A 16095-nucleotide genomic window follows, 5' to 3' on the forward strand; every position below is an offset into this window, starting at 1 on the left:
GATTTTTTACTAAAAAGTTTCGTAACTATTCAGCCTACCACAATTAGCCTATTGATACTGATTTAATCAAAACGGAGATGTTTGCTCACTAACAACCTAAGAATCAAAAAAGCAATCAATGGCAACAATCAAAATTAATGATCCTAATAAAATGTAGGTCTCAACTTTTTGTCAAGATTGCTATTGATAGTGTTTTTATCAGGCTGAATAGTTACAAAGTTTCATCTTAAGTTTCATATCTGATTCTTTGTTGTCAGGATTTAGGGAATAATAATCATCAGATTCCTTAGAACCTTTCTTTAATTGTAATCGAGAATATATTGTGTCTCTTTCATCATATTCCATAGTTGTTCACCTTTTTAGTATTGTAAAATGGTAACTATTCAGCCTAGCTCACTTCCACCAAGCTGATTTCTTCATCCACGATCAATTCTGCAACTTTGGAACAAATGAATTGCCATAAAATATTGCACTAATTGCATCGATAACAGATTCAGAATTCTTATTAACAGTAGACACGTATCCTCTTATACGGCAGAAATTTTTTGCACCCTGTTCACTGCGGAAAGTACCTGATATCTTCTGCTGTACTTTCGTCATTCTGATATCTCTTTCAGCCTGATTGTTATCAAACGGAACGTTTTGGTCGTACATAAATCGCAAGATATCCTCTTTATGGCCAATAAACCTATCCAGCAAATTCTTTACCGTGGTCTGCTTCTTACGTCCTCGTTTTTTAGACCGCACATTTGATTCCGGATCAGGAGGATTTTCATTCACTCCTAAACAAGTTATGTGATCATAATCCTCACTGAACCTTTGAATTAGCTCAGTATCTAAAAGATCATTATCAACATGATGTTTAATGCATATCAAGAGATCACTCATTATCTTTGGCCACTGTTGATCCCTGTTTTCGGAAGCTCCAGTTAACTCTCGTAATAAATGTGCATTACATAATGAATGTTGACATTCATATTTGTTGTACGGTTTCCAAAAATCATGTGTTGCAACACCAGTGTAACCTGGTAATATGCCCATAGCATCCATTGCTTCTGAGCCCCTTTTGCGATGTGCAAAATAATAGGTCAGTTTGTCTGTACCTGCCACATGAAGCCAATTACGAACTGCATTTATTCTCATTCCTGTTTCATCCAGATTGATGACAGGAGATTCTTTCAGGAGATGTTTCACTGTATTTTCAAAAGCTCCAAGCTTCTCAAAACAACTACGTTCCGTGTTCACCAAAGTAGCAGGACTTATCTTGCATCCCAAAATATCAGAGAACAACTTGGTAACACGCTGATAAGGAAGTAATTGGTAAGTGTGCAAATAAACTGCAAATGACTTAACTCGATGACCGTATTGAGTCGGCTGAGTTACACCATCTGGAAAAAGAGCTTTGTTTACATGAGAACATTTGGGACATGTTTTAATCTCGCAACGATGTTCAATGCAATTGATAGTTATAGGAGGAATGTCAAAGACCTGTCTTCTTTCATAGTCAGAGGGAACAGAAGCTAACGATCTCCCACAATTGACGCATTGATTAACAGGATGAACAATAACTTCATCCGGATCATCATTTATTCTTAATGTAGTACCAGGATGACCGTTTTGACCACCTACATGCTTATTGGTCTTTTTTCTTTGACTTTTAACGGTTGGTTTATTCCGTGCATAAGAATCAGTAGAAGGTGGTTTGCTACTGTTGCGACTATTCTTTTCAAGCATTTCTTCCAAATGCCTGACACGCTCTTCAAGTTGTGCAATTTGGAGAGATTGATGTTCAATTATCCCAAGTAATCGAGTTACAAGTTCTACTACTGCTTCTGGACCAGCTTCATAAACTGCAAGTATTTCTTCGCGGTCTATACAAATCCCCTCAGATTGATAGACGTTTTTTATGATATTTTACTGAATATTTTTTAACACATAGAATGAAGCCATAGTATATTGTTTTTTGCATCATTAAAACAGTCAGGCTGAATAGTTACAAATAATCAGTACTTTTATTAACAATCACATCTTCACCAGGTGCGTAAAAATATTTTCGTTCATCACGTGTGATTTTTGTTTGTTCAATGCCATTATGTAATAATGTAATATCTGACATGTCCATATCTTCTAATGGAGATACAAAATTTTCAATTTCCTTTCTTACAACTTTATCTTGATATGCGGCTAACACATAGTTATTAACTGTGATTTTCTCACAGTTATTCAAAATCAATTCAATATTGTTACTATCAAGATGGTTTATTGATTCAATTTTTTCTCCTTTCGTTTTTTTGAAAAACCATATCAATGATTTAAAATTATCTTTTATAAATCCTATAATAGCAACCGAATTTACAACTGTTTGTACACCAGCACACGTCAAAAGAGTTACAAGATCAACATCAAATGACCCCGGTTTAAATGAACCTTTTACTTTGACAAATATATTAGAATTTGATCCGTTTGTAATGTATGTAACTCGTTCAAGTACATTTGATAAAGCCATTAATGATTTAGCAAGATCATTTGCATTCATTTCATGTGATTCTACCGCACCCCCATTATATTTAAGTGTGAAATTTTCATGAATAGATTTATCATATTTTTCATTTGACATTAACTTAATTAAATTATCAGGGTGTATATTAAAATTTTGATTTTCGTTCATATTTTCATACTCCTTAACTTAACAGAATCAAGTAACACAAAGTTTTTTATAATATAACATAGAACATAGGATTCCGTTGTACTATAAAGCACGTCAGCTCCAAAACAGTACAACATAAAAATTTACAAAGTACAGAAGGAAAAGACCATGCGACAAGTAGCAATATACGGAAAAGGCGGAATCGGAAAGTCGACAACAACACAGAATTTGACTGCAGCACTCGCCACCATGGGAAAAAAGATACTGTTGGTAGGATGTGACCCTAAGGCTGACTCTACAAGAATGCTTCTTGGAGGTCTTAACCAAAGGACAGTACTCGATACATTAAGATCAGAAGGCGACGAATCCATCGAACTCGACAATCTCATTCAACCGGGATTTGGCGGAATCAAGTGTGTGGAATCCGGCGGGCCTGAGCCCGGTGTTGGTTGTGCAGGCAGGGGCATCATAACTTCAATTGGTCTCCTTGAGAATCTTGGTGCATACGAGGATGAACTGGACTACGTATTCTATGACGTACTCGGTGATGTCGTATGCGGAGGTTTCGCAATGCCAATCAGAGAAGGAAAGGCACAGGAGATCTACATCGTAGCCAGTGGGGAACTCATGGCTATCTACGCAGCAAACAACATCTGCAAGGGTATCCAGAAGTACGCAAAGGGCGGTGCACGTCTTGGAGGGATCATCTGTAACAGCAGAAAGGTAGACGGCGAACGCGAACTTCTCGAAGCATTTGCGGAAAGGCTTGGAAGCAAGCTAATCCACTTTGTTCCAAGAGACAATATTGTCCAGCGTGCCGAGATCAACAAGAAGACTGTCATCGACTTCGATGAAGATTGTGACCAGGCACAGGAATACCTGACACTGGCTGAGAACATCCAGAGCAATGACAAGTTCGTCATTCCGAAGCCTCTTGAAATGGACGATCTTGAAGCAATGATGGTAGAGTTCGGTATCATCGAATTGTGAGGTGAAACAAATGCAAATGATCCGTGCAATAGTCAGGCCCAACAAGGTAAGCGACATTGTTGAAGGACTTGAGAAGGAAGGTTTCGTATCACTTACAAAGACAGATGTCTTCGGAAGAGGAAAGCAAAGAGGCATTCACACTGCTGAAGTGCAGTTCGATGAGCTTCCAAAAACAATGCTCATGATGGTTGTGGAAGACGAAGACAAGCCAAAGGTTGTAGACATTATCAAGAGTTCAGCCCATACTGGAAAATACGGAGACGGGAAGATATTCGTAAACCCGGTTGAAAGCGCTTACACAATACGTAGCGGTGAATGCGGACTGTAAATAAGAAGGGGATTTCAATGAAGGAAATTACAGCAATCATTCGCATGAACAAGGTGCACAAGACACTTGATGCACTTTCAGAATGCGGATACCCTTCCTTTACAGTGGAAAAGGTGATGGGAAGAGGAAAGCAAAAGGGATTATGCTATGAATTCGACCCACCACTTCCAGAACAGGAAGGTGTTACAGCAAAGAACTGCATCCCGTTTATCCCAAAGCGTATGTTCACCATTATTGTCGATGACAGGGCAGCTGAGAAGGTAATCCAGCGCATCATTAACATCAACAGGACCGGACATGCAGGGGATGGGAAAATCTTCGTAACAGACATACCTGAAGCATTCAGGATAAGGACCGGAGAAGAAGGAGAGATCACTGTGGGGAGGGAAGGACAATGAGTTCTGAAATAGAATCCTCTCAAAAAGTCATTGACGAAATGATGAAGATATATCCTGAAAAAGTGGCAAAGGACAGGAGAAAGCATTTTGCTGTAAAGAACTCCTGCTCCGAACAGCATATCGAAGCCAACAGCAAGGTAGTGCCCGGTATCATGACAAACCGGGGTTGTGCTTTTGCCGGTGGTAAGGGTGTAGTCATGGGACCGATCAAGGATATGGTACACATTGTCCACGGACCAATCGGCTGTGCATATTACACCTGGGGAACCAGGCGTAACATGGCAAAAGCTGAAGACGGCGGTGACAACTTCATACAATACAGTTTCTGCACCGACATGGTAGAAACAGATATTGTTTTCGGTGGTGAAAAAAAGCTAAAAGCAGCCATTGACGATGCAGTGAGAATCTTCAAGCCCGGTGCAATATCGGTCTGTGCAACATGTCCGGTAGGACTCATTGGCGACGACATCGAGGCAGTCGCAACAGAAGCAGAAGCTGAACATGGTGTAAAAGTAATGTCCCTTCGCTGCGAAGGTTACAGAGGCGTCAGCCAGTCAGCTGGACACCACATCGCAAGTAATGTCCTTATGGAGCACCTGATCGGCACAGAAGAACTGGAGAACCCAACACCATTTGACATCAACATCTTTGGTGAATACAACATCGGTGGTGATCTCTGGGAGATCAGACCACTCTTTGAGAAGATAGGATACCGCATGGTTTCAAGTTTCACAGGAGACGGATCGTATCACAATCTTGCTAAAGCGCATCATGCAAAGCTCAGTATACTACTCTGTCACAGATCAGTTAACTACACTAACCGTATGATGGAAGAAAAGTACGGCGTTCCATGGTTAAAAGTCAACTATGTTGGTGTCGAAGGCACAAAGAAGTCACTCAGAAAGATGGCCCAGTTCTTCGATAATCCTGAACTTAAAAAGAAGACAGAAGAAGTGATAGAAGAAGAAATGGCAAAGATCCAGCCGGAACTTGAGAAGTACAGAAACAGACTCGAAGGCAAGAAAGTCTTTATTTACTCTGGCGGGTCCAGGTCACATCACTACCAGAACCTCTTCGAAGATCTTGGAATGAAAGTAGTTGTTGCAGGATACCAGTTTGCTCATCGTGATGACTACGAAGGCAGACAAATCCTTGAAGGCATGAAGGAAAAAGCTTCGAGTGGAATCCTTGAAGATCTTCACTATGAAAAGGAAGAAGGATTTGAGCCAGCAATCAGTGAAGAACGCATGAAGGAGCTTAAGGAAAAGCTTGGACTTATGGACTACGAAGGAATGATGCCTGAAATGATTGACGGCGCAATAGTGGTAGACGACTTGAACCACTACGAGACAGAATTCCTCATCAAGGAACTCAAACCGGATTTGTTCTGTTCAGGTATTAAGGACAAGTACATGGCACAGAAATGCGGAGTTCCATCCAGGCAGATACACTCCTATGATTACAGTGGCCGTTACACCGGATTCTCTGGTGTGCTTAACTTCGCAAGAGACGTAGACATGGCAGTTAACAACCCAACCTGGAAGCTCATGAAAACCCCGTGGAAGGCAGAGTAAGGGAGGAGAAAAGATGTTAGATTATACTCCAAAGGAAGCAATTCAAAGAGATGCACTGGTTATCAACCCTGCCAAGATATGCCAGCCTATTGGCGCAGTATATGCTGCAATGGGTATACACAACTGTATGCCCCACAGTCATGGTTCACAGGGATGCCTCTCATACCTGAGAATGTGCCTTACAAGACATTACAGGGAGCAAAACGTAGGTACTACCAGTAGTTTCTATGAAGGAACAGCAGTTTTCGGCGGTGCATCAAACCTCAAGCAGGCGCTTGCCAATATTGAAGCGGTTTATACTCCGGAAGTTGTTGCAATTCACACAACATGTGTTGCAGAAACCATAGGTGATGACGTTAACCAGATAATAGAAGATGTTGAGATGGAAGAGCTTATTGATCCTTCAATCAAGCTCTGTGCTGCATCAACTCCGAGTTATGTAGGTTCACACGTAACAGGTTACGACAACATGGTAAAGTCATTTGTTACAACCTTTGCCACAAAAACAAAACCAAATGGAAAGCTCAACATCATACCGGGTTTTGTGGACCCGGGAGATATTCGTGAGATAAAGAGGATACTCTCTGTCATGAATATCCCTGCAATCGTATTTCCTGACCAGACAGATGTATTCGATTCCGGGCTTTCCGGGGAAGGAGCACTCTATGCAAAGGGCGGAACGCCAATAGGAGATATGGAAGACAGTGCAAACTCCATGGGAACCATAGCACTTTGCAGCATGGCAGGAGGCGCAGCAGCAAACATCTTTAGAAACAAGTTCAAGATGCCTGTCCAAATAGGACCTGCACCAATCGGTGTACGCTACACTGACAGATTCATCATGAAGGCGGCTGAGCTGGCAAATGTCCCGATCCCACCGGAACTGGAACAGGAAAGAGCAAGGATTGTTGACATGATGACAGATGCCCATCCACACTACTATGGGAAGAAGGTAGCTATCTTCGGTGATCCTGACATACTCCAGGGGCTGACAAGCCTGGTGCTTGAGATGGGAATGGAACCAACAGTAGTCCTTTCAGGTACTGTGAGCAAGAAATTCGAAGAGGAAATGTCAGAAATGGTACACCCATTGTACCCTGACTCACAGATCCTTACCGGAGCAGACCTGTTCACCCTCCACCAGATTATCAAGAACGAACCTGTGGACATGCTGATAGGTAACACCTACGGCAAACACATAGCACTTGCAGAAGACATACCACTGATCAGGGTTGGATTCCCGATCATGGACAGGGCAAATCTCCACCACTTCCCTGTTATGGGATATGCAGGAGCAGCCCGCATGGTTGAGTGGATCGGAAACACTTTCCTTGACATTAAGGACAAGACAGTCCCTGAGGAAGAGCTTGAGGTCGTACAGTAACGACCTCATAAATTTAGGAGTGAGAACATGCCAGACATTACAAGTGTGATAAACACGCTGGATGAAAGACAACCATACATCGCCCTGAAGCAGGCAAAGAAGAGCAGTCAGCTTGCCTGTGATAATACATCCATCGCCGGTTCAATGAGCCAGAGAGCCTGTGTATATTCAGGAGCACGTGTGGCATTAAATCCCGTAACCGATGCAATACACCTTGTACACGGTCCCATCGGGTGTGCAAGCTACACCTGGGATATCAGAGGTAGCCTGTCAAGCAATAAGGAAACGTTCCGTACCAGCTTCTCAACCGACATGAAAGAACTTGACGTAGTATTCGGTGGTGAGAAAAAACTCTCCAAGTGCATCGACGAACTTGTCGAGCTATACAATCCTCCGGTCATCTTTGTCTATTCAACCTGTATTGTCGGTATAATCGGCGATGATCTTGAAGCGGTTTGTAAGGAAGCAACCGAAAGAGTTGGTATACCGGTATTACCTGTAAAGTCAGAAGGATTCAAGGGAACAAAGTCCGACGGATACAAAGCAGCATGTAATGCACTCATGCATCTTGTCGGAACAAAAGAACCTGAAATCACATCTGAGTACAGGATCAACATACTTGGCGACTACAATGTGGCAGGAGATGTCTGGCTGGTAAAACCTCTTTTTGAGAAGATGGGAGTACAGGTTATTACTTCGATGACAGGAGATGCAACAGCAGATAGTATCTCAAAAGCACACGGAGCCCAGTTGAACCTGGTACAGTGCTCAGGTTCCATGACATTCCTTGCAAAATGGATGAAGAAGGAATTCGGAATTCCTTTCCGCAAGGTAAGCTACTTTGGAATAGAGGATCTTGCAATTGCCCTCAGGACAGTAGCTGAGTTCTTTGATTCTGAAGAGATGATGAAGACTGCTGAAGAACTAATCGAGCATGAAACAAAGAGGATTATGCCTGAGATAGAAGCAATCAGAAACAGGCTTCAGGGAAAGACCGCTGCTATTTACATGGGCGGTGCTGCCAAGGCATTAACACTTATCAAAGGTTTCCGCGAGCTTGGAATGGAAGTCGTTATAATAGGTACACAAACGGGAAAGCGAGATGACTATAAGCAAATTAGCTACCAGGTAAAGGATGGCACGGTAATCGTAGACGATGCAAATCCGTTGGAACTTGCCGACCTCCTTGTAAAACAGAAGGCAGACCTGATGGTTGCAGGTGTCAAGGAAAGGTTCCTTGCCTACAAGCTTGGTGTAGCTTTCTGTGATTTCAATCATGACAGAGTCATTGAGTTTGAGGGTTACGACGGTTTTCTGAACTTTGCAAGAGAGCTGGATGCTTCCATAAACAGTCCTGTATGGAAATATGTTGGAAGCAAGCTCGGAGATTCAAGTTCAGGAAGTACGGAAACAAAGAATACTATCAAGTCTGCAGAGCAAAACACAGCAGAATCAAATAAGGACGTAGGGGAGAGAAATAATATGCAAGATCTCAATACCAATACACTACAGGGGTCAATGGCATGACTGAGAGAAATCATACTACTGTTAATCCCTGCATCATGTGTCAGCCCATAGGCAGTGTAATGGCATTCAAGGGGATAGAGAACTCCATGGTACTGTTACACGGTTCACAGGGATGCAGCACCTACATGAGACTGCATCTTGCACATCACTTCAGGGAACCCGTAGATATCGGATCGAGTTCTCTGAGTGAGAAGGGAGCCGTATACGGGGGCAGCGAGAACCTTAAGAAGGGTCTTAAAAACCTCATCCTGCGTTACAATCCAAAGGTCATAGGCGTATCTACAACCTGTCTTGCCGAAACCATAGGAGATGACATCGGACGTATCATCGACGAGTTCAGGGAAGAAGAAACGGAGCTTTCAAATGACCTGATAATTATTCCCGTACCAACACCCAGCTATGAAGATAGCCACAATAGTGGTTATATTAAGGCTGTAGAAGCTATTGTTAAGGAATTCACTATCGGAGAAGATGCAAGTGACATTTTCAATAATAAGCTCAATGTAGTACTTTCAGAGAATATTTCTCCCGAAGACACACGCAAACTCAAGGGCATATTATCCGACACCATTGGCTCTAATTCCTTCATTTTCCTCCCGGATATCTCGGAAACTTTTGACGCACCCATGACAGGAGAGCTTCAGAAGATATTCCCCGGAGGAACTACCCATGCCGATATAGTGGATATGAAGAACAGTGCTGCTACCATTGGCCTGGGAATCACTAACGATAACAGAGCAGTCAGTTATCTGGAACAGACATTCGATATCCCTTCATGGAATCTGCCACTACCCATAGGATTGGAATACACTGACAGGTTACTGGCTGCACTGTCCAAGATAGCAGGAACGGACATACCTGAAGACTACCAGAAGGAAAGGGGGCGTCTGATAGATGCCATGGTGGATTCACATAAGTACGTCTATGGCATCAAGGTAGCTATTTACGGAGATCCGAACAATATTTTGGGAATGCTTTCCCTTGTACTTGAAAATGGTATGCATCCGATACTGGTCGTAGCTTCCAGCAAATCTCCAAAATTTGCAGAATATGCAATGGAAAGGGTAAAACAGGTTAAGCCGGACTGCGATGTTACAATACTTGAGGATGTGGACTTTGACTCATTCAATGATGCTGTAAGAAAGGCAAAACCTGAAATGCTAATAGGGAACTCCAATGGCAAGTACATTGCAAAGGAGATGGGAATACCTCTTGTAAGGGTTGGTTTCCCCATACATGATCGCGTAGGAGCCCAAAGAGTACTTGCTATGGGATATCGCGGCGCAATGGAAATACTTGACAGGATCACGAATACAATTCTGGAAGCGCAAGAGGAGAAGCTCGCTGCGAAATGGTCCGAACCGGAAAGCTATGTTCCGCTCGGCGAGGATTCATTTCACTCCGCAGAAGCGTGAAGAAAATACTAAAAACGTTTGATTTGAATTTGGCAATTTTCTAATTATGAAATGCCAAATTCAATTCTTTTTTTAGATTTCAAATTTATATTATGAACGGTGCTTCAATCTCGATTTCTTCATCATAGCTGGAAATATCTACCCTGTTGTTTATGATAACCGGCGACATCAAACCCTGCACCTTCATCAGGAACTCAATATGAGTTTCAATGGAAATGATATGATAAGTTTCATCATCGATCAGGTATCTTACATAATAATCCCTTAACTGCTCGTCTCCCTGAAGGTCCAGACCAACTTTTTCAGCTTCCTGTATCAATGTTGCCTGATCGGGAATTGCTGTGAGCACTATGCCTGAATCAATCCTTTCCATACTGAGATTGGTAGAATCTGCCAGAAGGAATTCGTTCTGAGATAACTGGTCATTACTATCCCAGGTTTGCTCATCCAGATTTCTGGATTGCCACGTTCCAGCATTTTCTCTCATGTATGCCTTCTCATCAACTACCATCATATCAATGGATCTGTCAGGTGAGAAAAAAGTGATATCCATTTCCCGATCAACATAACCAACATAGCCACTTCCATTTAAAGGAGAGATTGTTTCCCCAAGAACTGTAATATCACTGCTCATGTTGAATTGATAGGATGTGATATCCTCAGATACATGTATAACTCTTCCTGCAAGATCGTATGGATCATTGATCTCCCTGTACTCCGCGTAATAGTAGATACCGGACAAAATCAAAATGGAAATAATAACAAGAACAACATATAGTTGCTTGTTACCAGTTCCTTTTTCTGCTGTTGACAATCAGATCACCTTATTGCACATAAATTACCACCTTCCACTTTATCCCTTTCTCCGCAGAACTACAATACCAGCCAGCAGTGCTACTATTCCAATAACAGGCATCCAGAATGTATTGGATGTATCACCATCATCAGGTACACCTTCATCGTCAACAGGATATGCCGGAGTATCTACCGGGTCTTCAGATGACACAATATCAATATCATCTTCATCTGACATATATCCCAGTGGAGTGTCATCTTCCGAATCAATGATACCATCATCATCGGTGTCCTGATCATATGGATCAGTACCCATTCTTCGTTCTACAAAATCAAACAATCCATCACGGTCGGAATCTAGTGGACCGTCATCATCACTGCTATCAGCTGATGCAACAACTTCAGTTCTTGCTCCTCCTGAGAGTCCGTACATACTGAAATGGGATACATTGGCCCACATATAGCCCTCGTATTCCACGCCATCGATTATCTCATTGTCCGTATTTATTCCAACACCACTCACCCAGTCCATGTCAGTTGTAAGCTTTTCCCAGTTGCCACTGGTCTCATTGAACCAGATCATTGACAGGGAGGATTCATCAATATCCCCTGCATCATTGCCGTCAAGATCGCCGGTCCTGTCAAGGTCACGGGCAGTATAATAAATGACTATCATAGCCCTCTGGATATTGTTGAAAGTTCCGTTTATGACATTCTCGCTGACATTGATGTCCACATACCTGACACCAAGATCATCTGAGGATAATCCGAAACTCAGATTATGAGGAAGTTCATCTTCATCGTATTGGTTCAGTTCTATTGAAGGCCTGACCGGATCTTTAAGCTCAACCATAACATAAAGTCCCATCTTATCTATTGCATCTGCCCTGAACTCACTTACAACATCCGGATATCCCATTTCACCGGAATCAGTCTTGAACAGTTCAAGCACCCTGTAATGATCATTCGGATACGGATGTGAGAGCATAACAACAGTCTGGTTATCGGCCCATACATCATACTCGACAGCAAACCTTTCGTAATCGGATGCCTTCATCGAATCCAGGGTATCAGGTGCCACGGAAGCCAATATGTTCATAGTCATATTACCTGTAGTGGTATTATCAATTCCAGGCCTTCCTACAAACAGTATATTTTCTTTATCAGAATAATTCCCGATGTTTTCCGGCTGGAAAATAGTTACATTGGTATATTCTCCAAGTTCCTCTATAAGCTGAAGAGTATCTTCATTTTCATCGAAGCTCACCCAGATTCTCTCGACATTGGATGCGAATGAATATGGATCAACAGAGTCATTCAAGCCGTTCCCATCTGTGTCCCCGTTTGTCGGATCAGTACCGTTATTGAGTTCGAACATATCAGATAATCCGTCACCATCAGTATCGTTACTCCTTGGATCGGTCATGTTATCTATTTCCTGACCATCGAGTAAACCATCACCATCAGTATCATTGAGGTACATGCTGGTATTATAGTACACTTCATAACCATCAAGCAATCCATCACCATCAATATCAGGATTACATGCATCACAACTCCAATAATCTTCACCATCACCCCAATAATCTTCCTCGCCATCTGGTATCAGGTCGTCATCTGTATCCGCATCTGTCATACTTGTACAAGTTTCCTCTTCCTCCTCATCAGTGAGCCCGTCACCATCGGTATCGTTGTTGTTTGGGTCTGTACCATAATTAAATTCATCCATATCGGATAAAAAATCACCATCGGTATCTCCCATTAATGGATCAGAGCCAAATATTATCTCAGTGTTGTCATCCAGACGATCTCCGTCAGTATCACAGTCAAGAATATCTGTTCCCAGATTGATCTCCATCAGATCACTCAGGCCGTCATCATCCGAATCTGTGTCCCGTGGATTGGATGAATTACTGTACTCTGCAAAATCGCTCAGACCATCATAGTCAGTGTCTTTGTTAAGAGGTTCACTGTCAACACGAACAGTATGTGTTCCTGTCCCATTAGTAAACGTCACATCCCATCCGGCAGTTTCAATTACATCCATCAGGCCTTCACCGTCAGTATCGGTAGTGTTGGTCGGTGACATCGGGTTAAGATTACTCAGATATTCCGCCTCATCTCCAAGACCATCCCTGTCACTATCCGGTGACAAAGGATCGGAATAGACAGTCATATTAAAAGTCTCATTGCAATAGTTGAAACTTATCTGCCATCCACTTATCTCCAGATAATCAGACATGTTATCGTTGTCAGTGTCATTATTTGACATGTTCGTGCCATATATGAATTCCATCCTGTCATTAAGTCCATCTCCGTCCTTATCGGAATTTGAAGGATCTGAGTTTATGGAATTGAACTCAAAAGTGTCACTCAAGCCATCACCGTCTGCATCCCATGACCAGGGGTATGGATCATCACCGTTGGCAAGACCATCGTGATCATTGTCCAGTGAGGAGAGCTCGCTCCATCGCACAAGACCATCTAAATTATTAGGAAGTATATCAAAGTAGAGAGTGTCCATTAAACTGCGGGTTGAATCTATTTCTTCCACTGTAGTATACTTATAACCATTCCAGAAGTCCCATTCGATCTTGCGATCCGTATATATTATTTTATAATCTGCTTCGAATTCAAGTCTAAGAGGGAAATTAATATTAGGAGAGTCTGGTTCGATCCATGCAACGGTCTCATAGGTAGTGTTCTGCTGATTAGGATATAAATTTTGTATAGCTACCGTATTGGTATAATCACCATAGTCTGCTAGCCAGTAAGCCCATGGGGTTTGTGAATCCCCCCAGCGACTGTTCTTGTAGTGAGGAACTATATAACTATCCTGGACATTCTGCCAGGTACCATCTGATGTTTTTGTGATCGTTCCATTAATATAACTCCTGAAAATTATCCGGTCCCCATAATCCAGTCCATTGCTTTCGTTATCCCTCATGTCAAGTGATGTATTGATCATACCCAGTGAACACTCCGTATTCGGATATGTTTGATGGAATTTATCAACAATCCATGAGACAAAGTCTGAGAAACCTATTCCAAATATTCCCAGGATAAAATCGGTCAAACCAACAAGTCCCAGAATAATACCACCCACAAGCGCAATTATCCATCCTACTGTAGGTATTGCTGCACATACCAGAAGGAGAACACCAATACTAAGCATCACAGCCGCATATGCAACCATTAGCGTAGCATAAATAGCACCCTGGAAAGTTCCAGTATTTGACCAGCCCTCGCTCATGGCGATATTAAAGAATCCCCACAAGGCAAAGCCAACGTCAAAGACAAAACCCGCGATCATGGTGATTATGCCGATAACACCTAGTACCTTACCAAACCCATTCAGGCCTTTAGCAATACTACCAACCACCCCGAGGGTTTTGTTGAGAGACTGACTCGTGGTCAGAAGAATCCCTAAGAATCCTTTTACTGTTTCCAGAACATATTTGGTGGCAAAGAACGCCCTGTAAGCCACTTCCGTTGCATTTGAAACAAGATCCATAAATGCAAAGCTTACAAAAATAACATTTCCTGCCCATGATTGGATATCATTGAGAATATCCATTTCCAGCGGATATTCAAAGGATAGAAGTGTTCCACCAATCTTTACGACCTTTGATTCACCCACTGCCCATACAAGTGACAGAGCCATAACCGATTGGAGAGAGTCTGCATTCATATTTACTGCATTACCCCAATCCTCGAGTTCGCCAAACATGGATTCAGAATCTACACGGGAATTATCTGTGGTATTGTACCAGTTTGTCTTCAGGGTTTTTAAGGAAATGATGGGGTCACCGCTGATATCAATTGAAATATCGTTACCAACTATATGAGAACCTGAGCCCATATCAGACAGATCAGATATTGTGAAATTATTCTGGATTGCAGAAATAACAGGAAGTATGTGACCATCCGGAAGAGAATCAAGGGCATTGGGTGTCATTCTGGTAGTAAGACCCTGTAGTCCGAGATCACGGTGCTCAAAACTCTCTATATTAGATGAAATAGCAATATTGTGACTGGAAAGTTCCTGTGGCATATCCTGAACAGTGGACTGGTTATTTCTCAGGAATGAATATGCAAGCATGAAATTACTGCCAATGCTCTGGTTAATGTTGTCAGTATAGAAAATACCAACATCACTGCCATAACTTTCCTCAACACTGAAACCAGTCAGGGTGAATTTTTCCCTGTAGGTTATAAGGGTTGTAGTGGATGTGCTTATTGCTCCAGTATTCTCATCCAGGCTGTCTGTCTTCGCCTGCACAAGCCACAGAAGACTTGCATTTACATGAACATCAGTAGTGTTGGACTGGGGATAGAACATTTTTCCAGCAAGAGCAGTTTCTCCACCTATACCATTTACCTGGAATAGTGGAACATATACTCTGTCCCCGGAAATACCTATACCATAGTCTTCTACTTCCGACTGTTTCGGAACAGAATCCATTGTAAGCTCAAGCAGAGGGATCAGATGCAAGTCATCTGTGGAATTATCAAGATCCTGCATCGTGCTTTTATTATCATAAGGCCAGTCCCACTTCTGATAGGCAAGTCTTACATGATCAGGCTCCTCGGGAAGAAGCTGGAAATCCATGTAGACAGGATTACCGTTTGTCTTGAGATCAAAATTAAAAGTTTCATAATCTATTGAACGTGCAAAAGGTGAAGGGTCCACATTGTCCTCTACACCATCATCATCATTGTCGAAATCCCATATGTTAGACAGTCCGTCTCCATCAACATCAAGGGATGGTACATCAATCACCTCAAAGTTATCAGCAAGACCATCATAATTAGAATCCAGCTCCAGTGGATCGGAGAGGTAAACCACTGATTCATTATAATCGTCAAGTTGGTCAAAATCAGAATCAGCATTGTTAATATCGGTCCCAAGAATAGATTCCACAGAATCCGGCAATCCGTCACCATCAGTATCAACCGGATCTGTTGTAACATCTATAAGTTCCAGAACATTTACTCCGCTAGCTGCAGGAGTTTGCATTTTTATCTGGGAAAACA

12 protein-coding genes are annotated in these 16095 nt (G+C 42.2%); 7 read left to right on the plus strand and 5 right to left on the minus strand.

Going from position 1 to position 16095, the window contains the following annotated elements:
- Positions 1-198: 198 nt before the first annotated feature.
- The 3 genes from V7O67_RS14970 to V7O67_RS14980 all read right to left on the minus strand — a co-directional run bounded on the left by V7O67_RS14970 (position 199) and on the right by V7O67_RS14980 (position 2668).
- Positions 199-345, minus strand: coding sequence for a hypothetical protein (locus tag V7O67_RS14970; RefSeq protein WP_342304077.1), 147 nt, complete (start codon positions 343-345; stop codon positions 199-201).
- A gap of 81 nt (positions 346-426) precedes the next feature.
- Entirely contained in the window at positions 427-1875 is a 1449-nt protein-coding gene (tnpC, locus tag V7O67_RS14975) for an IS66 family transposase (RefSeq protein WP_406671410.1), read from the minus strand.
- 118 nt (positions 1876-1993) lie between these two features.
- Positions 1994-2668 (minus strand): hypothetical protein, encoded by a 675-nt coding sequence (locus tag V7O67_RS14980; RefSeq protein ID WP_342304076.1) that lies wholly within the window; start codon positions 2666-2668, stop codon positions 1994-1996.
- A gap of 147 nt (positions 2669-2815) precedes the next feature.
- Here V7O67_RS14980 and nifH point away from each other — a divergent pair, with 147 nt between their 5' ends.
- Genes nifH through V7O67_RS15015 form a run of 7 tightly spaced genes read left to right on the plus strand, consistent with a single transcriptional unit; the run spans position 2816 to position 10263 of the window.
- Positions 2816-3637 (plus strand): nitrogenase iron protein, encoded by an 822-nt coding sequence (gene nifH, locus V7O67_RS14985; protein ID WP_406655548.1) that lies wholly within the window; start codon positions 2816-2818, stop codon positions 3635-3637.
- A gap of 10 nt (positions 3638-3647) precedes the next feature.
- Positions 3648-3965 (plus strand): P-II family nitrogen regulator, encoded by a 318-nt coding sequence (locus tag V7O67_RS14990; protein ID WP_406655550.1) that lies wholly within the window; start codon positions 3648-3650, stop codon positions 3963-3965.
- 17 nt (positions 3966-3982) lie between these two features.
- Complete coding sequence (locus V7O67_RS14995) at positions 3983-4363, plus strand: P-II family nitrogen regulator (protein ID WP_406655551.1); 381 nt, start codon at positions 3983-3985, stop codon at positions 4361-4363.
- Complete coding sequence (gene nifD / locus V7O67_RS15000; protein WP_406655552.1) at positions 4360-5937, plus strand: nitrogenase molybdenum-iron protein alpha chain; 1578 nt, start codon at positions 4360-4362, stop codon at positions 5935-5937. Before V7O67_RS14995 ends, nifD begins: the two co-directional genes overlap by 4 nt.
- Positions 5938-5950: 13 nt before the next feature.
- Positions 5951-7321, plus strand: coding sequence for a nitrogenase molybdenum-iron protein subunit beta (nifK, locus tag V7O67_RS15005; RefSeq protein WP_406655553.1), 1371 nt, complete (start codon positions 5951-5953; stop codon positions 7319-7321).
- 27 nt (positions 7322-7348) lie between these two features.
- Positions 7349-8848 (plus strand): nitrogenase iron-molybdenum cofactor biosynthesis protein NifE, encoded by a 1500-nt coding sequence (gene nifE, locus V7O67_RS15010; protein WP_406670409.1) that lies wholly within the window; start codon positions 7349-7351, stop codon positions 8846-8848.
- Positions 8845-10263, plus strand: a complete 1419-nt coding sequence (locus V7O67_RS15015) for a nitrogenase component 1 (protein WP_406655556.1) — start codon at positions 8845-8847, stop codon at positions 10261-10263. The genes nifE and V7O67_RS15015 overlap by 4 nt, the downstream gene beginning before the upstream one ends.
- A gap of 85 nt (positions 10264-10348) precedes the next feature.
- On the opposite strand, the gene V7O67_RS15020 is transcribed toward V7O67_RS15015, so the two are convergent.
- Both V7O67_RS15020 and V7O67_RS15025 read right to left on the minus strand, forming a co-directional pair.
- A complete protein-coding gene (locus V7O67_RS15020) occupies positions 10349-11077 on the minus strand; it encodes a hypothetical protein (protein ID WP_406670411.1) in 729 nt (242 codons plus the stop codon).
- A 39-nt stretch (positions 11078-11116) separates the two neighbouring features.
- Complete coding sequence (locus V7O67_RS15025; RefSeq protein ID WP_406670412.1) at positions 11117-16078, minus strand: hypothetical protein; 4962 nt, start codon at positions 16076-16078, stop codon at positions 11117-11119.
- Positions 16079-16095 lie beyond the last annotated feature (17 nt).

The sequence above is a fragment of the Methanolobus sp. ZRKC4 genome (genome assembly GCF_045291305.1).
Lineage (GTDB): Archaea > Halobacteriota > Methanosarcinia > Methanosarcinales > Methanosarcinaceae > Methanolobus.